This window comes from Methanosarcina vacuolata Z-761, assembly GCF_000969905.1.
GTDB lineage: Archaea > Halobacteriota > Methanosarcinia > Methanosarcinales > Methanosarcinaceae > Methanosarcina > Methanosarcina vacuolata.
On record NZ_CP009520.1, the window covers coordinates 1,456,135 to 1,478,971 of the forward strand.

Genomic DNA, 22,837 nt, shown 5'->3' on the forward strand with positions numbered 1-22,837 from the left:
TCAAAACCTGTGCATAGAAAACCTGTGCAGAGTCTACTCTATGATAACTCATAAAGAAGGAGTTTGAGTTAAGGGAATCAAACCGGAGGATGTCCCGTCTTCAGCTTTTCATACCCCCGGCTTTTCATACCCCAGCTATTAGTAAAAAGCTGGAAATAATAAGCATCGTCCGAATACCGAAGTTTTCATAAAAAGGTAAGCAAAAGCTTACCTTACGATTACAACAACCGCACCTCTGACTTCGATCACATCAACTTCCCTGCCGCCGGAAATCACTTCTTTCTTTATCTCTACGGCTTCGGGCTCGAGCTCGATCGGTTTGTCGTCTACATTAACGGTTATTTTTCCTGAGGCTGCCTGGGATTCAATTTCAGCAGGACTTTCAGCCTTGAGAGCTTTCACGATAGCACCTGCATCTTTTCTGAATCTGGGGCCCAGGATACCCATATTGGGCTTAACTTCTACTGGTACGTATTCAAAGGAAGGAGCCCCTTTCATCAACTCAACTTTCGAGTTTGTGGCGCCTGCGAGATCTCCTGTGTCAATATTTGCATTGTATATCTCAAGCTTTTTCAGGGGAGCGTTAAGTGCCATTCCCAGTTCGGACTTGTATCTGCGGACCTCACCTGTGATCTCTTTAATCAATTCCCCTGCGGCTTCAGCTTCTTCATTTATGAAGCTTTCATCAACTGCTGGCCAGGCCTGTTCATGGACGCTTTCGTCACTAAACCTGGAGTACAGCTCTTCTGCAAAGAAGGGTATAAAAGGCGCAAGCAGAAGCGAGAGAGTTTTTATTGTCCTGTAGAGCACATACTGAGCTGCTCTTCTGCCTTCGGGCTCATCGCCATAAAGCCTGCCTTTTACGAGCTCCAGATAGTTGTCAGCAAGGACTTCCCAGGCAAAACCTCTTATGGCCTTGAAAGTAGAATCAAACTGGTAATCATCAAGCTCCTTTGTTGCGGTATCTACAAGCCTGTTGAGTTTACTCAGCAGCCACCTGTCAATTATAAGGAGGGAATCAGTCGGGAATTTTTCAGCATCATCCTGTCCGAAGTCCTTCAAGTGAGACATTGAGAATCGGTAGATACTCCACAGTTTCTGAAGGAAACGAGAAGCTGAAACCACATCTTTCCAGCGGAACATTACATCCGAACCTGTGGAGCCACCAACTGCGCCCCACTGCCTGAAAGCATCAGCGCTGTACTGTGTGGTTACTTCTTCAGGAGAGATAACGTTTCCAAGGGACTTGCTCATCTTATGTCCGTCAGGCCCGAGCACCATACCATTAATCACTATAGAGTCCCAGGGTCTCTTGCCTTCAAGAGCCAGGCTCCGCAGGATTGTGTAAAAGGCCCAGGTCCTGATGATATCGTGACCCTGTGGACGGATCTGCGCAGGCAGGCGGAGTTCGTGCTCGCTTTCCCAGCCCGTGACGTGTAATGCCGTAATCGAGGAGTCCATCCAGGTGTCGAGGACATCGGTTTCAGGCTCAAACTCGGTTGATCCGCAGGCGCAGGCTTTCTTTGGGACGGCCTCATTCGGGTCAATCGGAAGCCAGCTTTCTTCTGCAACCATTACTTCCCCGCACTTCTTGCAATACCAGATTGGGATTGGGGTTGCAAAGATCCTCTGTCTGGAGATGCACCAGTCCCATTCCATCGTGCCTGTCCAGTTCTGAAGCCTGACTTTCATGTATTCAGGATACCATTTGATCTCATCTGCAGCTTTCAGGATGCCGTCGTTGTCGATCTTTACGAACCACTGGGGCTCAGAGAGGATTTCAATCGGGGTGTCACAACGCCAGCAGAGCCCGACATTCTGCTCAAGAGATTTCTGGTCATAAAGGAAACCTGCAGCCTTCAGGTCTGCAATGACAGCTTCCCTGCACTCGGCAATGCTCAGGCCTTCATACTTGCCTGCCGCTTTTGTCATTTTGCCCTGTTTGTCGATGGCCTTTATGAGGGGAAGTTCGTATTTCACCCACCAGCGTACGTCCTGCTTATCTCCGAAAGTACAGATCATTACGGCGCCTGTACCGAATTCAGGCTCAACATCCTCATCGGCAATCAGAGTCACTTTCTGGCCAAAGAGCGGGACTGTAATTTCCTGACCTACATACTGGCTGTAACGCTTGTCTTCAGGGTTTACTGCAACTGCAACACAGGCTGCCATGAGTTCCGGCCTGGTAGTTGCAATATCTACCTTGTCGAAATGGACGAAATTAAGCTTTGTTTGCCTTGTTTCATACTCGACTTCTGCAAAAGCAATAGCAGTTTCGCAGCGGGGGCACCAGTTGACAGGATGTTCTTCATGATAGATATAATCATGATTATACATCCTGACAAAGGATTTCTGCGTTTTTACGAAGTATGAGGGGTCCATAGTAATAAATTCGTTACTCCAATCTACGGAAAAGCCCAGGCGCAGCATTGTTTTGCGCATCTTATCGATATTTCCTGTAGTCAGTTCCCTGCACATCTTGCGGAACTCGGCCCGTGGAACCTGGTTTTTCGTTATTTTATGAATTTCTTCAACCTTGACTTCGGTTGGCAGGCCGTGACAGTCCCAGCCCTGTGGGAACATTACATTGTACCCGCGCATACGTTTGTATCGGGCAACAAAGTCGATATAGCACCAGTTAAGCGCGTTTCCGATATGGAAATTACCTGTAGGATAAGGAGGTGGGGTGTCGATAATATATTGGGGACGGGGGTCTTCTCCCCAGTTGAAATGGTACATGGAGAGGTCCCACTTCTCCATCCACTTTTCCTCAACCTCACTTGCATTATACTCTTTTGGGATTTCTGATTCTGTCATAAAGACACTCCATGATTGGGAAATAGTGTAAGAATTCTTGGGGTTTAGAGTGCTTGCGATTATTTAAATATATCTGGTTTTGGATAGAGTGGAGATTTCTTACTTTTTAATGCCTATCCAGTATTTTACAGGAATATACTTTTTGATTTTGCTGATTGCATTTTTATCCGAAAAAACAAATTTGTCAGAGTACAATAAGATATCAATGTATAAAGGTGGCTAATTATTCAAAGTGGCTAATTACTCTGAAACTTTTTGCAAGTACTGGATACTGCAAAAGAACCGGATACTGCAAATATTTTTTCCTATTTTGTTTTTATACATTAATTGGAAAAGCCATAAACATCATAATTTTGGGCAAAAAATAATTTTTAGGGGTTGAAATGCCGTCGTTAGGATAAAAACGAATTTTTAGAGGTTGAACTTTTCGTTTTTTACTTCTTTTGCCTGCCAGTTAAAATTCGATCGTATCAGACCGGGGATCTGCAATAGATCTCAGTTCGGAACCGATGAGATTTACCGCAAGAACAAACAGCATGATCATGCCTCCTGAAGATAAAGCCATCATAGGTGCAGTCTGAAGGTATACAAGTCCATCTTTCAGTATTGTTCCCAGTTCCGGGGTAGGAGGCTGAATCCCAAGCCCTAAAAATCCAAGCCCAGAAATTGAAATAATCTTGGACCCCAATCCAAGCGTTGCGATCTCAATAATAGGTCCATAACTGTTGGGAAGAATGTGGCGGAAAAGAATGTATTTATCAGATGCTCCAATTGCCCTGGCTGCCTCAACGAACCCGCTATTTTTCAGCGAAAGAGTGGATCCCCGGATTAATCGTGCATACTTTGCCCATCCAGGAATGGAAAGTGATAGAATAATTCCTGCAGGACTTGGGCCTACAACTCCTACAATCGCAATTGAAAGAACTATACTGGGAAAAGCAAGAAAGATATCTGCCAATCGCATTAAGAAAGCATCGCACCTGCTGAAATAACCTGCATACATTCCTATGATAATTCCTGCAGGCACGATAATTAGAGTTGAAATAACTGCAATGAAGAATGAAGTCTGTGCACCATATAATATACGGCTTAAAATACACCTTCCAAACTGGTCCGTCCCAAGGGGAAAAGATGCTGATGGAGGAGATAACTTTTCTTCAAGATGCATCTCTGCAGGGTCATGCGGAGAAATCACCGGAGCCATTACAGCTATCATGGAGATAAGAATAAACAGCAGGACTCCTATTGTAAGCGTTATATTGCTCCGCAAAACTCCCCATACTCTTTTCATTTCAGAAACTGCCAGTTTTTCATCAAAGTATGAGTGTTCCATATATATTCTCCTCATTATTCTCCCTGAGCCCGGACTGATGGGTCAAGATAAAACTGAACAAGGTCAACAAAGAGATTAATAAGCACTACAATCACCGCGAAGGTGAGCATACATCCCTGCATCACCATGATGTCCATCGAAGAAACAGAGTTAACAAGAAGTCTCCCAAGTCCTGGTAGTGCAAAAATACTTTCAATGGTAACTGCCCCTCCGAAAATCCATCCAAACTGGGTTCCCATATATATAATCACAGGAAGAAGTGCATTCTTTAGAGCATGCCGTTGAATAATTTTTCTGCGGTTGAGCCCTTTTGCACGTGCTGTCCTTATATAATCCTGCTCAAGCGTTTCAATCATGCTTGTCCTCATGATACGCGCTGTAATTGCAATAAGGCCAACCGAAAGGGTGAGGGATGGTAGGATGAAGTATTCTATTCCTCCTGTTCCTGCAACCGGAAAGATGCCTAGATGGATACCTCCGATGAGCATAAAGACTATAGCAATAAAATACTCAGGACTCGAGAGGCAGACTATTGAAGTAAGCCTGCAAAGATGATCTACAGGACCGTTCTGTCTCAGAGCTGCTGCAATTCCAAGCGGGATAGCTATGATAGCCGAGAATAACATTGAGAGAGAGGCTAGATAGAAGGTCGTTGGCAGAGCATATCTGATCTCTTCAAGAGTACTCCTTTTTGTCTGATAGGAATATCCCAGGTCTCCATGCACAACCCTTGAAATCCATTTTAGATAGCTAACATACCAGGGGTCGTCAAGCCCCATCTCTTTATGAAGTATGGCTACTGCCTCTTTAGGTGGACTTTCGGTACCAAGAGTAGCTCTGAGCGTAATTTCAGCTGGGTCCCCTGGTGAAAGAGAAATTACTGTAAAAGTGATGAGAGATATCCCTACCATGACCTGTATCATTTGAAACAGACGGTTCAGTATAATTCTACGTATCATTCTTACTCAAACTCTTTTAAATGAAAAAGTGGTGGGTAGAATACCCACATCAGGAAATTGAAACATTCTGAAGGTCGAAAGAGCACTCTGTAGGATGGAGACGATATCCCTTTATGTTTGAAGTTGTGACGTCGATATTAACGTAGTAGTTAAGATACGCAACCGGCGCTTCTTCGACAACAATTGCCTGAACTTCATCATAGAGTTTTTTTCTGGCAGCTTCATCGGAAGTAGTTCTGGCCTGCTCAATCAACTGATCTACAGTATCGTTATGCCAGCGATATGCTCCCCAACCGTCGATTGATGTGCCACTTGAATGATAGTCCGTCATCATTATCTCATCAGGATCAGGTACGAAAAATAGTCCCCTTCCTACGAGGTAAATATCAAAATCTCCTTTATTCCTCTGGGTATTTGCGGCATCGGTATTGAGGACCTTAAGTTCTGTCTCTATGCCTACTTTCTTAAGCTGCTGCTGGATCACCTCAGCGATCGACGGCAGTTCTGCTCTTTCAGAATAAGTAACTAATGTAATCTTCATAGGCTTGCCGTTTTTATCACGGGTCCCATCACCATCCGAGTCGGTCCATCCTGCTTCATCAAGGAGTGTTTTTGCTTTATCCACGTCGTAAGTATAAGGGGCAATATCCTTGTTTGCCCAGTAAAACTGAGGAGGAAAAAGTCCTGATGCTGTGGTTCCGTATCCGGAAAGGACAGAATTTACTATTGCTTCCCGATCTATAGCGTAATTAACAGCCTGACGTACCTTTTTATCGTTGAAGGGCTCCTTTTCCGTATTGAACGCTATCATCCTTACACGAGCGATCGGCTGCTCAAGGACTGTATAATCAGCTTTTTCGGTATATTTATCAGCAACATCGGGCGAAAGAATCATTGCTATCTGAATATCCTTACTGTCAAGGAGCATCTTTCTTGTAAGTACTTCAGGAATTATCCGGTATACCACCTTATCAACTGAAGCAACATGTCCCCAGTAATTGGGATTCTTAACGATGACAATTTCTTCTTCCGGTTTCCAGGATTCAAAGATGAAAGGCCCTGTGCCTATAGGCTTTGTGACATTTCCGCTTGCATCATAAGATCCGGGGGCAAGAGCAGCACTTTCTCCTTTGGAAAGATAAGCAGGAAGTGCAGGGAAAGTTGAATTAAGGTTGATTACTAATGTAAGGTCATCAGGAACCTCAATTGATGTTACAGGAATTTTTCCGAATGTTGATGCCGACTGGATAAAGGACCTTTCAAGAGATTTTTTCATTATTTCGGCTGTGAAAGGTGTCCCATCATGGAATAGAACGCCCTCTCTCAATTTGAATGTCCATTTTTTTCCATCATTGGAGACTTCCCATGAGTTTGCAAGATTTGGGATAATCTTTCCTTCATAATCAACTCCTACGAGAGTTTCTACGTACCCGAGCCTTTGAGGAACAGTCCCCGATATGTGAGGATCAATAGAGGTGGGACTCCATTGGCCTGAGATGGACAATGTTTGATTATCTCCTTTTTGTTCTTTGTCTGTACAGCCGGCTCCCAGGACAACGAGAACCAGTAAAATAAAGAGAATTCCCTCTTTTCTTTTCATATTTACCAATCACACCTGATACTGTTATGTATCAACATCAAACTCCACAAAAATTTACATATATAGAAAACTCTGGAGTTATCATCTTAATTTTGGGTAACCTGGTGGGACAATCCAGGATGATTTGTTGGACAATCCAGGATGATTTGTTGAACAATCCAGGATAATTTGTTGAACAATCCAGGATGATTTGTTGAACAATCCAGGATGATTTGTTGGACAATCCAGGATAATTTATTGGGGGAAGCACCCTGGAATTGTGGTTGTACCGCTAAAACCTATTAGGGGATATCGAGAGTGTACGATTAATCAAGTAGGCGAAAAATTATGGCAACGCACCCGTCTATCTTCGTATTCCATCATTTCAGGGCTGTGAAGGCATTTTTCTGTCTTTTCCGGGCAGAATTGATAATATAGGCATGAACCTGGAACCTTTGTCCCTTGAGGTTCAGATGGTGGCAAGGAACCGGAATCAGGGATTGATGTGATTCTGCGGGTAAATGGGTGGTATGGCCTGTCCAGAATACCCTTCCCTTCTTCTACTATCTGCCCGGCAAACATTACAGCAGTCCTGTCACCAATAGCGTGTGCAAGCCCCTGGTCGTGAGTAATGAAGAGAAGGGCACATCCGAGATCTTGCTGGAGTGTTTTCAGGAGGTGTATAATAGATGCCTGGGTAGACACGTCGAGCATTGAAGTCGGTTCGTCACACATGAGAAGTGAAGGCTCAAGTGCGATAGCACGAGCAATAACAGCACGTTGCAGTTCTCCACCGCTGAGCTGGTGAGGATATCTAGCTGCCTGCTCAGATTCAAGCCCAACGAGCCCAAGAAGCCTTTTTAGCTCTTCATCCATCTGCCTTCCGTGTAACGAATCAGGATGTATGCGGAAAGGTTCGCAGATTGAGTAAGCTATCGTCCACCTGGGGTCCAGGGAGCTTTCAGGCTGTTGAGGCACAATCTGAATTTTTTTCCGGACAGAGCGGAGCTCTTTCCCTTTCAGTCTTGTAAGAGCCTGACCCTCAAAGAATATCTCTCCCCGTGTTGGAGGAATAAGCAAGAGGAGCAGTCTTGAGAGAGTTGACTTCCCACATCCGCTTTCTCCTACAAGAGTAAGGGTTTCTCCTGCTTCGATCCTGATATTTACATTGTCAACAGCGATGATCCTGTTTTTTCCGGGAGAATTGGGAGCGAATATCTTGGTCAGGCCTCTTCCTTCAATCATGCGACTTTCTCCCTCCAATCATGCGACTTTCTCCCTTCAATCATACAGCCAGCACCTGACAGCCGACCCTTCCAGAAGATGTATTAGAGGAGGTTCGACCCTGCACTTTTCGATTGCAGATGTGCATCTAAACCGGAATTTACAGCCTCCATCGTTTTCTTCAGAATCTCCTGTTCCGGATGGTATAGGGTGAAGACCGTTTTCAGGGAGCGAACGAAGTAACCCTCTGGAATAGGGGTGCAGTGGCCCATCAAAAAATTCCTGCCTCCCTCTTATTTCCACTATCCTCCCGGAATACATAACTGCAATCCTGTCCGCGAGGTTTTTGGCAAAGGGTAGATCATGTGTGATGATAATCAGAGTAATTCCTTCCTCACGTAAAACCCGAAGAAGGTAGGTGATAGCCTGCTTATTCATTATGTCTATACCCTTTGTAGGTTCGTCTGCAATAAGCACTTCCGGATGGCCTGAAATTCCCATAGCTACAAGTGAGCGTTGAAGCATTCCACCACTGAATGAATAAGGATAGGAGTCTATTCTTTCCTCAGGGGGAGTTATTCTGATGAATTTAAGGAGTTCAAGGACCTTCTTTCTAATTTTATTTTTGTCTTTTTCTATATGGAGAGAGATCGGTTCTCCGATCTGGTTTCCCACAGTCATCGAAGGATTCATTGCTCCTGCGGGGTTCTGAGGAACCCATGCAATCTTTCTGCCACGGATCATTTCAAGTTCAGTTTCAGAAAGGGTTAGAAGATCCTCCCCATGATATCGTATAACTCCGTTTACAGTGCAATTTGCAGGCAGCAGCCCTAGTAGCGCCAGACCCAGTACCGATTTTCCGCTACCGCTCTCTCCTATAACTGCAAGTGTCTCGGACTGTTCGATGTTAATGTCAACCCCATCAACTGCCCGGATGACGGTGCTTGAAACGGGAAAATGTACATACAACTGTTGAACATCAAGAATCATGGTCATCTTGCTACATCTGCGTATCTTTTGTTATGAAAATTACAGGGTGTATGTTGTTACTATTTATATTTGTTTTCATATATTTCACCATAATAAAGAAATAAGTTATTATATCTTAATACTAATTTTTAGTTAATTAATAATTTTGAAGGAATAATATGGTTACGCAGATCGATTGGGAGACAGCCTGGGCTGCAGGCATCGGTGAGATGAATAGGCTTTCTACCACAAACTACTGGAATCAAAGGGCAGAGGATTATTCTGATATGGTGCTGGCAAGTGATTGTAATCATGGACGGAATATCCTCAACCTGTTTGAAAAGGAAGGGCTGCTGCAGAAGGATTGGCATATTTTAGATATCGCATCAGGCCCAGGTGCAATAACGATCCCATTTGCAGAGAGGGTAGGCAGGGTGACCGCTGTCGAGCCTGCGGAGAGGATGGCAGCAGCATTGATGTCACATGCGCAGAACAGAGGGCTTTCCAATGTTGAGGTAATCCTTAAGACCTGGCAGGAAGTGGATGAGGCAGTTTATTCGAAAAACTATGATCTGGTTATCTGCTGCCATGCACTCTGGCAATTTTCGGACATTCTTTCGCAAATCCGACGGATGGAGGCAGTATCCAGAGGGTACTGTTGTCTTGCTCATGGGTTCGAGGCTCCTTCAGAGACCCTCAAACTAACGGAAGCTCTCGGGATCAATGAGGATGAATTTGATCAGTTTATCACAGTTTTCAATATTCTCAATGATTCTGGAGTGTACCCGAACGTTGATGTGGTCGATTACACACTTAATCGGTCGGTTACCTCGGCAGTTACTTCGGTTGAGAAACTTGTTGAGAAATATCGACCTCTGGACTCTAGGGACAGAGAGATTATTCAGGAATACGTGCACAATCATGCTAATGAGGGCATGTATCAGGTTAGAGGCAGGATGGGTTTACTATGGTGGAAGGTAGCATGACTTCCGGCTCACTTACAGCTCCTGTAGACTGGGTCAGATGCTGGGAAGACAGTTATGATACCCGGTCTAAAATTATGTTCAGGGACTATGAACTAAATGACTGGAATGAAAGGGCAGAGGATTATTCAGAATCCAGGCGGACAAATAATTACGAGTTCGGAGAGTCAGTATACTCTACACTTGCCCTACATGGAGTTGTTTCTCCTCGTTCAAGGGTCCTTGAAGTTGGTGCAGGTCCGGGAACGTTTGTAATACCCTTTGCAAAGAAAGTTGATCATATAACTGCTATTGAGCCTGCAGAGGGAATGATCCGTATGATCTCTCAAAATGCTGTGGAAGCCGGAGTGGATAACTATGATATTATCCCAAAAATCTGGCAGGATGTGAACATCGAAGATATCAGGGGACGGTATGACCTTACTATCACTTCAACAGTTATATGGATGTTTCGTGACATTATGACCCAGATAAGCCGGATGGAAGAGGTAACACAGGGACATTGCTGTGTGGTTTGTGGGGTAGGTACAGGGCAGACATTTGAAGCCGAACTCTGGAAGAAAATCATGGGTAATACACCTCATCCTCAGTACCCGGAATACCCTTTGATCTATAATCTCCTTTACACGTGTGGAAGAGTCCCTCATGTTAGGTTTATCAATTATACAAGTCTGAGGTCACCTGAGAATATGCTCAAAATGTACAGGGTTTTCTACTCAATCTACACAGAGGTCACACCTGAAGTTGAGGAGATTATTCGAGAAGCATTGTACCGTGACTCCGGAGAAGGTCCATGTGTCAGGAAATACCGCTCCGCTGTGGTCTGGTGGAATCCGGCTGTTCGAAGAAAAGAGTTTACAGGTATTGCCTGAGGATTTCTGGCAGTTTACATAAAAATTGTGAAGGATAAAAATGTGCAGGAAGAAAAATAAGAGAACAGTAAATATGAATGATTGGGAGAATCACTGAGCGAATCTTCTTCCCAATATTACTTTTTTAAAGACCGAATATTTTATGGAGTCAATCTGTCAATCCGAATTGTTCCCAGGCTTCTTTAATATTCATGGTGCGCATTCCCAGTTTTTTTGCAGGCGCTAGCTCGTTTTCGTCAGAGTCTCCTATTGACATGACACATTTGGGTTCGAGTTCAAGGCCCATCCTTTTGAGCGCAGTCATAAAAAGTCTGAGGTCAGGTTTTTTATACCCTACATCCGATGAGAAGATAACAAAGTCAAAATAATCGTGGAGCCCGAGAAACCTGAGTTCCAGTTCAGAAAAAACTCTTTGCCCATTGGAGATTACACATTTGGGAATGTTTATGCAATGTTCAATCAGTTTGATGCTCTGAGGGAAAGCCCGGAGTTTCCTTATAGAAGCTGCCCGAAAGACCCTTGAAGCTTCTACTCCCAGGCTGTTTTCGTCAATATTCCAGACCGAATTTTCCCGGCAGATCTCTGCAAAGATTTCCTCTACCTTGATCTCTGGGTACACTTCCCTGGAAATCTCCATTTTCTGTCTGACCTTAAACATGTACGTATCCCAAAGCTTTTCGGGCTCGATTTTCACTCCCTGATAGGCAAGCCATGCGCTCAGTACTTTATATGTCTCCAGGCTATGCTCGTCAGTATGAATGTCAATGAGGGTCTCATAGCAGTCAAAGATAACCCCTTTTATATGGCAGCTCTCAAATGCCTCCTCTCCCTTTGCAAGAGAATGACTAAGAAATGTAACTTCATCCTTGCTTACCTCAGGTCCGTAATTCTCCGATATGTTCTTTCCTCCCATATCCCTTTTGCTTAAGTTTCTACTTCATGTTTTATCTGTAATTAATTGCCTTTAAACATTCACATGCTTCTCTAATGAGATAATTTCTATAGTCGCTCTGGTGGAGTCTTGCCGAGCGAAGGAGCCCTATACTCATGAAAAAAGGCAAAGTTCTGGTAATATAGTAAAAATCTTTTTCATTGCTGCTGTATTCCCAGAGGAAATTTCCGATATACGGTTCAGCTTTCTCTCCTCCCCCCATATGCAGCTCGAACTCGTTTTTAAGTTCTGCAGCTAGAATTCCGAGATCTCTTACAGGATGTGCCTCAAACCAGGAGCTTTCAAAATCAAGGGCATAAGGTTTGTCTTTGCAGAAAATATAATTGGAAAGGTTGACATCCCTGTGAACCATGCATCCGTATTCCCTGTCTAGCAGGGGGCTATACCACCATTCTCCAAGTAATTTATTGAAAGTTTCTCTAGTGTCATGGTCCAGTTTCAGATGGCCCAGGACATCATGATAATTTCTGAATTCATTTTCCTTATTATAGGAAGATTTTGTGTTATCATGCAGTTGTCGGAGCATATGCGCAACTGCAGCAAGCCTCTCATATCGCTTTTCTTCGTGCCTGATACACCAGCCCAGAGATTTTCCAGGTATATGTTCCGTTACAAGGACGCAATTGAACTTCTTATTGATTGCAAGAGGTCTTGCAACATTTATTACCGACGCAGCCTTTCTAAGGTTCCGGTACTCATTCATCATGCCTTTATATGGATTATAATCTTTCAACTGACCAGTAGGTTCGGCAAAAAACTTTGCCATAACGCTGAAGTGTTCACTCTTGAACTGGTACCTGCAGACCGTATGGGAAGAGTTGTATTTAAAAACATTAACAGAGCAATTTTTATTCCGTAGCCTATCCCCAACAACTTCTTCAACAAGCCAGTCCCTAAAAGGATCACCAGGGTTTAAAGTATTAACATGGCGGGATGCCAATTCAAATTACCCCCACTTATCCATAAATACTTCACAATTGTATCTTTTCTTCGCGATTTGCTCTATCTCCAGGTATATTTTTGTTAGAGAGCAAATGCCAGCTTTATTTTTTGATATTCTGCAATAATGACAATAGTATACTATATTTGGATAAACAATATACTGATATATATTATATTGTTGTTGGTGTTTAAATGTAAGGATCTTATCCGCTCTCAAGTTCGGGCCCGCCTACATCAAACCATTTGTTGTATTCTCTTTCCTCTCAGTAGCTCCTGTAGAGCGAGTCACTCAGGAATAACTCAAAAATGCACATGAAATTCTTCGAATAACGTACACAAAAAATGAAAGAACTTTCTCCCTACCTTTTTTACCCTTCAACTTCGTCATTATCTTGGGCAGGAAGGTTGTACTTATTTCGGTTCTTAAAGCCGTCAAAAAACTAGCCAGTGAATTGCCATCAAAGGCTCAAACGTGACTTTGATCACGGATGCCAAATCGCCTTCGAGACAATCACACTGCCTATACAAAATATGGGGTAATGTAAATTGGTGGGAATAATTAACAAACTTATATTCGGCATGTTGACATTTCATTTTTGATCATTTTTACTAATGGCGATTTTGAAATGATGACCCTTTATTCAGTCGAATAACCCGCTAGCTTGCTGGGGGGCGCACCAGCGCAACTTTGCTTTTGTCATTTATCACTCAATATCATCAAGTTTAGCGTACACTTACATCGTATTTTTATTTTTAATTTGTGTTGAACTAAACCCAGCATATTTATATTACTTTATACATTATTCCCCCTGTTCTGGCAATTTGGATGAAATATTCTATAAAGATAAAGCAAATTGTATGCATAAACGCATGTGGGTTTCTGTATATTTTTTAATAAGGATCGAGTAAAGCAATCTTATGCGCTATTGTAAAAGGACTTACTTTAGATAACAACATAATTCACTTTGATAACAACAGAATTCACTTTAGATAACAACATAACTCACTTTAGATAACAAAAAACTCACTTTATATAAATAAGAGCATTTAAACGGATAATTATCCGTGACTTAGACAGCCACTTAAGCAAATTTGATTAGAAAATTTCATCTTTTTTTGAGTGGATGGAGGGATTAGAATAAGTAAATTAATTACCTTATTGTTAGTTTTTTTTATCCTGATATTAAGCTCTGGTATTGGAACTGCAAATGAAATCTTTGTCAAGTCAGGAGAGTCCATACAGGCTGCTGTAAACAGTGCGGTTTCAGGTGATGTGATAATTGTAAAGCCTGGAACCTATACCGAGAACATAAATGTAACCGTACATAACCTGGTAATAAAATCAGAGTCCGGAAATCCTGTAAATACAATAATAATGGCTAAAAACCCGGCCTTAGATGTGTTCAATGTAGAGTCAGACAAGGTTACGATTAGCGGGTTTAAAATAATGGAAGCACATAAAGACCATGCAGGGGTCTATATGTATAAGTGCAAAAACTGCACCATTGAAAATAGTAGATTGCTGAATAATACTGTTGGAGTGTACCTGGAAAATTCGGATTATAATTTAATTCTTAATAACCTGATTGGAAAAGGAGATAAGGGAGTTGTCGCTCAGCAGTCTAACTATAACACAATCTCCGGAAACCGAGCTTCAAAAAACAGGTACGGATTCTATGTTCCAAATTCTGAGGGGAATGTAATCTCAAATAATACGCTCTCTGAAAACAAAGATTATGGGCTCGTGCTTTCAACTGGAGTAGGCAATACCCTCTCAGAAAATAATGCTTCAGATAACGGTAGAGGCATTTACCTGGGCAATTCGGATAACAATAAGATCTCAGGAAATACTATCACTTCAAATGAGGTTTTTGGGCTTTTTATCTGTCCTAAAAGTGACAAGAATAGTGTTCTTAATAACTACTTCAATAATACTGTCAATGCCGTACCTAATAACGGAACCGACAACATATACTATATAGAAAAAACCCCGGGCACTAACATTGTTGGTGGATCTTATCTTGCAGGAAACTACTGGTCACAACCCAATGGACTGGGCCCCTCGGAAATCACGCCTGATACAGATGGGGACGGCATTGCTGATAAGGTCTACAAGATTGAAAACAGTGATTACGTCGATCGCATGCCTCTTGTAGCCGCTAAAGTAAAGAATCCGATTCTTCCTGTTGCAAATTTCAGTACCAATGTAACTAGTGGTCACCCTCCTCTTTCAGTCCAGTTTACCGATCTTTCGACAAATGAAAGCGAAAGAAAATGGGATTTTGAAAGTGATGAAAATATTGATTCGACGGACGAAAACCCGGTTCATACATTTACAGAGCCTGGGGCCTATACCGTTAATCTTACCGCAAGCAACGAAAACGGAACTGCTTCAAAAAGTTACATAATAGTTGTTCTTGAGGGAAGCGATACTCAAGATACCGGGCTGAATAAAATTACGAGTTTACCTGGTTTTGAATTGATTTATGGAATTTTCGGTTTTCTTGCGGTCTTCCTGTATAGAAAAAGAGGATAAATTCTGAAGATGAAAAAGGCTAAGGAAACTTAAGGAATCAGAAAGAACATGAGCCATTGAAGGGAGTGGGGATTTAATGGGGTTATGGGGATTTAATGGGGTTATGGGGATTTAATGGGGTTATGGGGATTTAATGGGGTTATGGGAGAGCTTTGACAGGTATGCAGAAGAATATGATGTCTGGTATGAGAAATATAAACTTGCATATGAATCCGAACTTCTTGCCCTGAAAACTTTTCTAGCCGAAAATCCCGAGAAATTAAAAGCTCTTGAAATTGGAGCTGGTACAGGTAGGTTCGCTTCGGCTCTTGGGGTTGGACTCGGGCTTGAACCGGCAAGAGCTATGGCAATACTTGCAAAGCAACGCAGGCTGGAAGTCATGCTTGGAGTTTCTGAGTTTCTGCCCTTTAAAAGAGAGAAACTTGATCTTGTTTTAATCGTTACCACACTTGCTTTTTTTAAAAATCCGAACCAGGCACTCAGGGGAGCTCTGAGGGTATTGAAACCAGGCGGGCAAATACTAGCCGGAATCCTTGATAGGGATAGCCCACAGGGCCACTGTCTCGAATCCGGAACTAAAAAAGGCAGGTTTTCTTCGAAAGCGCATTTTTTTTCGACAGCAGAGTTATCGACATACTTGCTGGAAGTCGGTTTTGAAAATCTTGAAGTTTGCCAGACCCTTTTCAGGCAGCCTGAAAAAATTGAAAGTATTGAGTTTCCGGAAGAAGAACATGGGAAGGGAAGATTTGTAGTGCTTTCTGCCAAAAAACCTGTTCAAGTACAGAAAACCTGTTCAAGTACAGAAAACCTGTTCAATAACATGAAAATCAAAAACTAATTCATCAGTCATTCAAAAACTAATTCATTGGTCATCGGTTAATAAATAATTTCGGCTCTTCGTTGTTTTGTGTGCTATCCTCGTAATGTTTTCATAAAAACCAATGTGGTCTCGAATTGAAAATCATCTTATCCACAGGGAATGACGAAGAACCAATAATAGATTGTATTCCTCCATCTGAGCTTAAGAATCGGCTGTACTCCTTCAGTTACAGGTAGCTTTTTTATATTAGGGAAAATTCGAATCAGAAAAAGTATATCTCATTGAAAACAAAAAATGCAAAATACCAGTTTTAGCTCTGGTTCCATGCGTGAAATGTAAAAACAACCAGGTGTGGTAAAAACCCGAAAGGGGTCCGGAATGAGCTTTCACTGGAAAAGCGAGGATTCCTATATGACAGAAGAAAATGTGAGTGAAAAGATGGATAAAGCAAAGCAAAAGGAGTCGCAAGCGGCAGAAAAAACCGAAGAACCAGAGGATCTCAGGCAGCTCCTTGTCAAAGCTGGTGAGATTGGCAGTTACGAAGACAAACTCAGGCTGTACGATAAAGCCTTAACTCTGGACCCTTTGTTTCTCGATGCCTGGATCCAGAAAGGTTTCGCCCTGGACAGGATGGGGAAATCAAAGGAAGCTCTTGACTGCTATGACAGGGCTCTTGAAATCGATCCTGAAAATCTGGGGATCAGGTGCCTCAAGGGTTTTGCCTTTAACAATCTGAACGAATTTGAGAAATCTATTGAATCTTATGATGAGGTTCTGAAAGTAAATCCTGAAGATGTATTTTCTTTATGTCAGAAAGGTTCAGCTCTGGAAAGCCTTGGAAGATATGGGGAAGCTATGAAGTGTTATGACAACGCGCTTGATATCGATCCGACTGATGTTCTTATCAGAGAAAAGAAATTGAGGCTTCTGGAAGTTATTTATAAAAAAGGAACTTTAACTGACTCTCCGGACAGCAGCTTCAATTGAATTAAGAACTTTTGAAATATGAGAAGAAAATGAGGGCCGGCAAGCAGCCTTTACTTTTTGCTCTTGCTAGCTTCCTCTTCTTTCCTGATCTCTTCAACAACTTCCATCAGTTTTTCCTTAATTTTTGCTATAGCGTCAACAGCTTCGCCGCCTACCTCAATAGGAGCCCGTTTCTCCAGGTCGGCCTGCATTAACATGGTGTCAAAGGGAATTTCTCCAAGTACCTGGATGCCCATCTCTTCAAGTTTATCGTTAACTTTTCCCGAGCCTCCTTTATTAATTACGGCAGCAAGGTGTTTTATCCCTATTTCGGAAGACAGCTTTTTTATTCTCTCAGCCGTTTCAAGCGATCTTGCTCCAGGCTCAACTACAACGATCATGAGGTCCATTCCTCTTGTAGTGCCCCTTCCGAGATGTTCAATCCCGGCTTCCATATCAAGGATTACTGCACTCTTTTCCTTGAGCATAAGGTGCCTGAGAAGAGCCCTCAGGAAAGCCGAGGCAGGACACATGCATCCGCTTCCTCCGCGGTCTACGGTTCCCATGACAAGCATTCTAACTCCATCGGGCCCTATAACTCCGTACTTACTCGCAATATCATCGACTTTAGGGTTGTAGATGAAAGCTCCACCTTCGGCGCCTGCCCTTTCCTGAATCAGGTCTTTGAATTCTGTCAGGGGCTTTGGGGGATTTTCGACCCCAAGCGAAGATGCCAGGTTCATATCCGGGTCTGCATCTATTGCCAGTACCTCGTATCCGTCCCTTGCAAGCAGTCTGGCCAGAGTGCCTGAAAGAGTTGTTTTTCCAACGCCGCCTTTTCCGGTAATTGCTATTTTTATGAAGATTCCCCCTGAACATTAATTTAGATTTAAATTTAAATGTTTTAGATTAATTGCTAATTCAGGTTAATTGTTGATTCAGGTTAATTGTTGATTCAGGTTAATTGCTAATTCAGGTTAATTGTTGATTCAGGTTAATTGTTGATTCAGATTAACTATAGTGGTTTTCTAAGCAGGGATATAGTCATCAAGCTGTTTATACTTGTTTATTTATCTCTGGCTTCATCCCGTTATTCCTTAGAGAGTATTATTTAAAGTCTTTTCGTTTTATATGAATCAAAAAGATATTTAAAAATAGTTAAAAGTTATTTTGATAAATTATAAAGACCACATTTATCAGGTAAAAAATTAATTATCCTATTCAGTGGGCCTATTCAGTAGGCCTATTCAGCAGGGAACTCCTTTACCTGAATATGAAATCGAATCCCTCGTCTTCAGCAACCTGTTTCAGGTACTTTTCGATATGGTTTCCTTCCTTTTTTGAAAATCCTGCCTCGCGGGCAAGCCTGTCAAGTATTTTTTGAACTCCTGTCCCATACTGGATTGCTTTCTTTTCTTTCCAGAGAAGTTCCGATGGTAGCAAACTGTCTGCTGCTTTTCTCAGGATATATTTTCTTATATACAGGCTATCTCTTTTAAGGACTTTAAGTTCAGGGCTGATTGCAAGTCCTGTTTTTATTACCTCTTTATCCAGAAAAGGCACCCTGAGCTCCACAGAGTTGGCCATGGTAACTATATCGTCCCTCTCAAGGTTTATAGTTGAAATGTTTTTAAGGTCTGAGTAGATCGCTCTGTCAAGTACCTCGGGACCCTGCTCAAGGAAACCTTCGTGCCTGCTGTAACCTCCAAAAAGTTCGTCTGCGCCCTGACCCGTGAGAAGGACTCGTTTACCATCTTCTTTTGCAGTTTTCGCTACAAAATAGAGTGGAAGCCCGATTGCAATTTTCATAGGGTCAGTCGATTCCGTCGAATAGATCACATCCGGGATTGCAGCTTTTATTTCTTCAGGAGAAAGGAGATGGGTCTTGAGGGAATCACTCATGCCAGCAATTTCAGCCGCAAGCTGAGCCTGGGCAAGGTCATGGGAATTTGGAAGCCCAACGGCATAAAGAGAAATTGAGGGATCAATGTTTTTTGCAAGGGCAGCTAAAAAGGTACTGTCAATACCACCTGAAAACGCAATTCCTGCGGTTTTTGTAAGCCTTATCTCTACAGCTTTTTCAAGGGCCGTCCTCAGGCGGGAAGCAGCTTCGTGCTCTTCTGAGATTCTTTCTTGCGGAGGCTCAATTGTAAGGGATTTTTCTTCAAGCCCCCCATTTCTTATATTGAAAGCCATGACTCTGCCAGGCGGGAAGAGTTTTATCTGGTTTCCCTGGAAAAAAGCTTTTTTTTCGGAAGCAAAAGCAATTTTAGGCTTTTCTGCTCCTTTTTCTAGAGAATAAAAAAGAGGTTTGACTCCTACAGGGTCTCTGGCGAGTACAAGTTCGTTATCCAGGGCATAAGCCAGAGCGTAATCTCCATTTACTCTGGAAAGTACGGAAAAGATCGCATTTGTAGGCGTTTCTCCTTCCTTTATCTTTGTTTCTATGAGGGCAAAAAGTAATTCAGTGTCTGAATCAGTTTTTATGCCCTGTTCAGCTGCAAGTTCCCTGAAATTGAAAATTTCTCCATTGAGTACCAGAGCCCCTTTTCCAACCAGAGGCTGGGGCATGTCGCCTGTTATTTTAAGCAAGGTATTTCCTATACTCAGTCCTTTAGCCTCATAGGTTCCACAAGCATCAGGCCCTCTATGCTCCAGGGCTGCAAGCATTCTTTTTGTTTCTTCATTTGTATCAGGAGTTCCTGCTGCTCCTGCTATTCCGCACATGTTTACTCCTTTTTTCGTTATCTTCGGTGTATACACGCGCTCTATCTCTATTTATCATTTTTCCATATTAAAAAGGACATACTAATCCGAAGCGGTAAAAACTGTGAATTTAGGAATGACAAAAAATTTACAAATTATTTAGCATGAAAATGCTGCTATCTGCAAGCATTTTCATTGGTTGTGCATGTTATTCGAAGAGTATCATGTACGTTTTCTAAAAAAGCTTTTTAGGATACTTCACACAAAAAAACATGCCGTATCATATTTTATATACAAAGATTGTGTCTGAGTTCCATTCACAATATAAATATAGCTAAAATATAAATTGGTTACTTAACAAAGGTTATTGGGAAAGTTTTCCATCCCCGCAGCAAGTTGCAGGATATTTAACTGAAATATAAGTATTGATTCAAAAAGTAAGGAAGAAATAAGATCCCTAACTGATGACCAATGAATTGAAATTCACTTTTTTCAATTCGTCTCTTCAAATTCATAGTCTCTTCAAATTCATAGTCTCTTCAAATTCATAGTCTCTTCAATTCATAGTCTCTTCAAATTCATAGTCTCTTCAAATTCATAGTCTCTTCAAATTCATAGTCTCTTCAAATTCATATTATTTACTTGAAATTTTACTTCAAAGGATTCAAGCCGTTTGCTAACGGTTAGCTGGTGTTTATGACATGAAAGTTGCCTGTATACAGATGGACGTGCTGCAATGCAGAAAACAGGAAAACCTTGAGAAAGCTCTGCATATGGCCCTTAAAGCTGTAAGAAAAGGAGCCGAACTTATTGTTTTACCCGAGGTCTTCTCAACAGGGTTTTGCTACGAGTATCTTGACCATGCAGCAGAGACCTTGCCTTCTCCTCTCCTTGAAAACCTGGCCTGTTTTTCCGAGGCCAATGACTGTATTATCATGGGCTCAGTAATTGAAAAAGTCGCTTCGGAAGAGACTTCTAACAGTGGAACACCTGCGGATTTTGAAAATTCTACTCTTTCGGATTCCAGTAATTCCCCATTTTACTACAATCTCGGCTTTTGCTTTGAGTCAGGAACCCTTGCAGGTAGTTACCGGAAAACTCATCCTTTCAAAAACGAAAACAACTATTTCTCAAAAGGCGACTCTATAGAGCCCATTTCTCTTAAAAAGCAAAACCTGAAAATCGGTTTTGAGATCTGCTATGAACTCCGCTTTCCCGAGGTTGCAAGAAAACTTTCCCTTGCCGGTTCTGACCTGCTTGTGACCACAGCCGCATTCCCCAATCCAAGGTCTGAACACTGGAATATTCTCGCAAAGGCCAGGGCGATTGAAAACCAGATCCCACATATTGCCTGTAACAGGATAGGTTCTGCTCCTGACTGCAGTTATTTCGGCAACTCCATGATAATCGATGCCTGGGGTGAGGTAAAAGCTGATGCCGGCAATAAAGAATGCGTAATAGTGCATGACCTTGACCTGTCCAGGAAGAATGAAGTTCGTAAAATGATTCCCGTTTTTGAGAATCGGAGAATTGAGCTTTATTCTGAAGATCTAAAGATTATTTAATTTTCTTTCGATAATAATTTCTGTAACTGTATTACTTACTCATCTTAACGGAAATTGGTTCATCCTAATTGGTTGAATCTTATTTTTCAATTTTGGTAGAGTCTTAGTTGTTAATTTCTCTTATTGACAGCTAAAGTTTTTAACTTCACTGATCTGTTAATTTTCACTTTCCTTTGTAAACTATCAATCAGATAACATCATGTCCAACCAGGGGTTTCTTTCATTATGTCCAATTCAATGGAAATTTCATCACCATTTTTAAACTCTTCAGAATACTTCTTGTTTAAGAAAACAGGTAGTTCCAAACGTTATTAAGAGTAAGATTTATAGTTATCATTGTTATGCCGTAACATTATTACATAATTACAGAATTATAAATTTATGTAGTGATTGTTACACTTATTATCACTAGATTTTGTAACTGAGTCTTTTTTACAATTAACTAATGGAACACAGGAATAAATTTGATAGTATAAGGGCGGCTGATGCTTAAATATACAATAATTGCAAAATCATAAAATATAAATAAACCCAGTTCCTTTTTAGTTTGAAATCTAACAGTAAGATACCAAATAGTAAGATTAAAAACAGCCATTCGGATGATAGAGATATTAAAATCCAGTCAAACTCAAGAAAATAAGTAAAGACCATTAGAACCAGCAGATTCAACTAAGAAACACCTCGCAAACAAATCTACTGGATAAAAAAATGTCTCGTAAAAGACCTCTAATGGTTACTATCCTGCCTTTATCATCCGAATTATGACTGCAAAATTCCTTACTGTGATAACAATGAAGGAAGAAAAGATAAAAGAAACAGTAAAACTCCAGTTTGAGATAATTAATCTGTTTCAAAAAAATTTTGCTAAAATATTTCACAAAGCAGGGGACATTCCGTATAGCCTCAATAAAAATCAGAATCGAGCAATTATGATTATTGGGTCAACAGACAATATTATGCCTACAACCCTGGGAAAATGCCTTGATCTTCAGAAGGGAAGCTTGACAAGTATGATCGATGCTCTGGAAAGAGAAGGGCTTGTCTACAGGAAAAAAGACCCCCAGGACCGGAGAAAAAACCTTATTTCTCTCACCGAAAAGGGAAATGCTTACAGGGAATGGTTCATAGGAAAACTTGAAGAAAATGTCTCCGATATTCTCAGAAGGCTGGATGAAGAAGACATCCTTGCATATAAGGAGAGCCTGCAAATAATGTTTACAACGCTGAAGAAGCTTGATGATACTGCCTGAACAAAAATACTGCTGAAGGGGGGCAATGGAAATCAAATTCTCAAACTCAAGAAGCTGGGGTTTACAGAAAATACAGCAAAAATTTATGCCGGATTCCTGAGTTTGAATGAAACTACTGCCAAGGAAATCCATGAATTTACCAGTGCCAAGACTAAAAATCTATCCTTAAGGTTTTACAAGACTGTGCTGGGGGCAATAAGGCCGAAAAAATATGTGAAAGTTAAAAAACTCCTGCTTTTTTTTAGAAGCATAGGCCCGAAGCAGTTGGCCGAAAGGCTCAAAGCTGAACTCTTTCTGTCTCTTAACGACTCTTTATGAAAACTTAACGGACCTCAATTCTACAAAGACTCAAAAACTTCCTTAT

The 22,837-nt window shown here is 41.7% G+C and carries 18 protein-coding genes; 8 read left to right on the forward strand and 10 right to left on the reverse strand.

From position 1 onward, the window contains the following. Positions 1-207: 207 nt before the first annotated feature. From MSVAZ_RS06240 to MSVAZ_RS06265, 6 genes are all read right to left on the reverse strand, one after another. Complete coding sequence (locus tag MSVAZ_RS06240) at positions 208-2,817, reverse strand: valine--tRNA ligase (RefSeq protein WP_048119382.1); 2,610 nt, start codon at positions 2,815-2,817, stop codon at positions 208-210. 454 nt (positions 2,818-3,271) lie between these two features. Then, positions 3,272-4,150, reverse strand: coding sequence for an ABC transporter permease (locus MSVAZ_RS06245; protein WP_048123753.1), 879 nt, complete (start codon positions 4,148-4,150; stop codon positions 3,272-3,274). A gap of 14 nt (positions 4,151-4,164) precedes the next feature. Beyond that, positions 4,165-5,109, reverse strand: coding sequence for an ABC transporter permease (locus MSVAZ_RS06250; RefSeq protein ID WP_048119385.1), 945 nt, complete (start codon positions 5,107-5,109; stop codon positions 4,165-4,167). A gap of 49 nt (positions 5,110-5,158) precedes the next feature. Further along, the gene (locus MSVAZ_RS06255) at positions 5,159-6,709 is read right to left on the reverse strand and encodes an ABC transporter substrate-binding protein (protein WP_048119388.1); all 1,551 of its coding nucleotides are present in this window, start codon (positions 6,707-6,709) and stop codon (positions 5,159-5,161) included. A gap of 309 nt (positions 6,710-7,018) precedes the next feature. Further along, the gene (locus tag MSVAZ_RS06260; protein ID WP_048119391.1) at positions 7,019-7,933 is read right to left on the reverse strand and encodes an ABC transporter ATP-binding protein; all 915 of its coding nucleotides are present in this window, start codon (positions 7,931-7,933) and stop codon (positions 7,019-7,021) included. Between the two features lie 36 nt (positions 7,934-7,969). Then, complete coding sequence (locus MSVAZ_RS06265) at positions 7,970-8,908, reverse strand: ABC transporter ATP-binding protein (RefSeq protein WP_084626082.1); 939 nt, start codon at positions 8,906-8,908, stop codon at positions 7,970-7,972. Positions 8,909-9,060: 152 nt separating this feature from the next. Between MSVAZ_RS06265 and MSVAZ_RS06270 the strand changes: the two genes are divergently transcribed. Continuing rightward, positions 9,061-9,867 carry a class I SAM-dependent methyltransferase gene (locus tag MSVAZ_RS06270; RefSeq protein ID WP_048123755.1) on the forward strand — a complete coding sequence of 269 codons (807 nt, stop codon included), beginning with the start codon at positions 9,061-9,063 and terminating at the stop codon, positions 9,865-9,867. Continuing rightward, positions 9,864-10,736, forward strand: coding sequence for a class I SAM-dependent methyltransferase (locus MSVAZ_RS06275; RefSeq protein WP_232316234.1), 873 nt, complete (start codon positions 9,864-9,866; stop codon positions 10,734-10,736). Before MSVAZ_RS06270 ends, MSVAZ_RS06275 begins: the two co-directional genes overlap by 4 nt. A 148-nt stretch (positions 10,737-10,884) precedes the next feature. On the opposite strand, the gene MSVAZ_RS06280 is transcribed toward MSVAZ_RS06275, so the two are convergent. Together MSVAZ_RS06280 and MSVAZ_RS06285 are read right to left on the reverse strand one after the other, a co-directional pair. Next, entirely contained in the window at positions 10,885-11,649 is a 765-nt protein-coding gene (locus MSVAZ_RS06280) for an HAD family hydrolase (RefSeq protein ID WP_048119397.1), read from the reverse strand. A 31-nt stretch (positions 11,650-11,680) separates the two neighbouring features. After that, complete coding sequence (locus tag MSVAZ_RS06285) at positions 11,681-12,628, reverse strand: phosphotransferase (protein WP_048119400.1); 948 nt, start codon at positions 12,626-12,628, stop codon at positions 11,681-11,683. Positions 12,629-13,789: 1,161 nt separating this feature from the next. On the opposite strand from MSVAZ_RS06285, the gene MSVAZ_RS06290 reads away from it, so the two are divergent. The 3 genes from MSVAZ_RS06290 to MSVAZ_RS06300 all read left to right on the forward strand — a co-directional run bounded on the left by MSVAZ_RS06290 (position 13,790) and on the right by MSVAZ_RS06300 (position 16,973). After that, the gene (locus tag MSVAZ_RS06290) at positions 13,790-15,166 is read left to right on the forward strand and encodes a NosD domain-containing protein (RefSeq protein ID WP_232316235.1); all 1,377 of its coding nucleotides are present in this window, start codon (positions 13,790-13,792) and stop codon (positions 15,164-15,166) included. A gap of 133 nt (positions 15,167-15,299) precedes the next feature. Then, positions 15,300-16,004, forward strand: coding sequence for a class I SAM-dependent methyltransferase (locus MSVAZ_RS06295; protein WP_048119403.1), 705 nt, complete (start codon positions 15,300-15,302; stop codon positions 16,002-16,004). Between the two features lie 360 nt (positions 16,005-16,364). Then, a complete protein-coding gene (locus tag MSVAZ_RS06300; RefSeq protein WP_231592488.1) occupies positions 16,365-16,973 on the forward strand; it encodes a tetratricopeptide repeat protein in 609 nt (202 codons plus the stop codon). Positions 16,974-17,023: 50 nt separating this feature from the next. Here MSVAZ_RS06300 and MSVAZ_RS06305 read toward each other — a convergent pair whose 3' ends face one another. Beyond that, a complete protein-coding gene (locus MSVAZ_RS06305) occupies positions 17,024-17,818 on the reverse strand; it encodes an ATP-binding protein (RefSeq protein ID WP_082091047.1) in 795 nt (264 codons plus the stop codon). 397 nt (positions 17,819-18,215) lie between these two features. Beyond that, entirely contained in the window at positions 18,216-19,715 is a 1,500-nt protein-coding gene (locus MSVAZ_RS06310; protein WP_232316236.1) for an asparagine synthetase B family protein, read from the reverse strand. A gap of 644 nt (positions 19,716-20,359) precedes the next feature. Here MSVAZ_RS06310 and MSVAZ_RS06315 point away from each other — a divergent pair. The 3 genes from MSVAZ_RS06315 (at position 20,360) to MSVAZ_RS06325 (ending at position 22,791) form a co-directional block, all read left to right on the forward strand. Continuing rightward, a complete protein-coding gene (locus MSVAZ_RS06315) occupies positions 20,360-21,223 on the forward strand; it encodes a nitrilase-related carbon-nitrogen hydrolase (RefSeq protein WP_048119412.1) in 864 nt (287 codons plus the stop codon). A 761-nt stretch (positions 21,224-21,984) separates the two neighbouring features. Beyond that, positions 21,985-22,473 carry a MarR family winged helix-turn-helix transcriptional regulator gene (locus MSVAZ_RS06320; RefSeq protein WP_332310039.1) on the forward strand — a complete coding sequence of 163 codons (489 nt, stop codon included), beginning with the start codon at positions 21,985-21,987 and terminating at the stop codon, positions 22,471-22,473. 102 nt (positions 22,474-22,575) lie between these two features. Continuing rightward, a complete protein-coding gene (locus tag MSVAZ_RS06325; RefSeq protein WP_231592490.1) occupies positions 22,576-22,791 on the forward strand; it encodes a hypothetical protein in 216 nt (71 codons plus the stop codon). Positions 22,792-22,837 lie beyond the last annotated feature (46 nt).

What these genes read in the sequence shown, in the direction of transcription:
- MSVAZ_RS06245 (WP_048123753.1), bottom strand. Translation starts at nt 4,150, where the DNA reads ATGGAACACTCATACTTTGATGAAAAACTGGCAGTTTCTGAAATGAAA.
- MSVAZ_RS06315 (WP_048119412.1), top strand. Translation starts at nt 20,360, where the DNA reads ATGAAAGTTGCCTGTATACAGATGGACGTGCTGCAATGCAGAAAACAG.
- MSVAZ_RS06260 (WP_048119391.1), bottom strand. Translation starts at nt 7,933, where the DNA reads ATGATTGAAGGAAGAGGCCTGACCAAGATATTCGCTCCCAATTCTCCC.
- MSVAZ_RS06300 (WP_231592488.1), top strand. Translation starts at nt 16,365, where the DNA reads ATGAGCTTTCACTGGAAAAGCGAGGATTCCTATATGACAGAAGAAAAT.
- MSVAZ_RS06240 (WP_048119382.1), bottom strand. Translation starts at nt 2,817, where the DNA reads ATGACAGAATCAGAAATCCCAAAAGAGTATAATGCAAGTGAGGTTGAG.
- MSVAZ_RS06275 (WP_232316234.1), top strand. Translation starts at nt 9,864, where the DNA reads ATGACTTCCGGCTCACTTACAGCTCCTGTAGACTGGGTCAGATGCTGG.
- MSVAZ_RS06250 (WP_048119385.1), bottom strand. Translation starts at nt 5,109, where the DNA reads ATGATACGTAGAATTATACTGAACCGTCTGTTTCAAATGATACAGGTC.
- MSVAZ_RS06255 (WP_048119388.1), bottom strand. Translation starts at nt 6,709, where the DNA reads ATGAAAAGAAAAGAGGGAATTCTCTTTATTTTACTGGTTCTCGTTGTC.
- MSVAZ_RS06295 (WP_048119403.1), top strand. Translation starts at nt 15,300, where the DNA reads ATGGGGTTATGGGAGAGCTTTGACAGGTATGCAGAAGAATATGATGTC.
- MSVAZ_RS06320 (WP_332310039.1), top strand. Translation starts at nt 21,985, where the DNA reads ATGACTGCAAAATTCCTTACTGTGATAACAATGAAGGAAGAAAAGATA.
- MSVAZ_RS06265 (WP_084626082.1), bottom strand. Translation starts at nt 8,908, where the DNA reads ATGACCATGATTCTTGATGTTCAACAGTTGTATGTACATTTTCCCGTT.
- MSVAZ_RS06270 (WP_048123755.1), top strand. Translation starts at nt 9,061, where the DNA reads ATGGTTACGCAGATCGATTGGGAGACAGCCTGGGCTGCAGGCATCGGT.
- MSVAZ_RS06280 (WP_048119397.1), bottom strand. Translation starts at nt 11,649, where the DNA reads ATGGGAGGAAAGAACATATCGGAGAATTACGGACCTGAGGTAAGCAAG.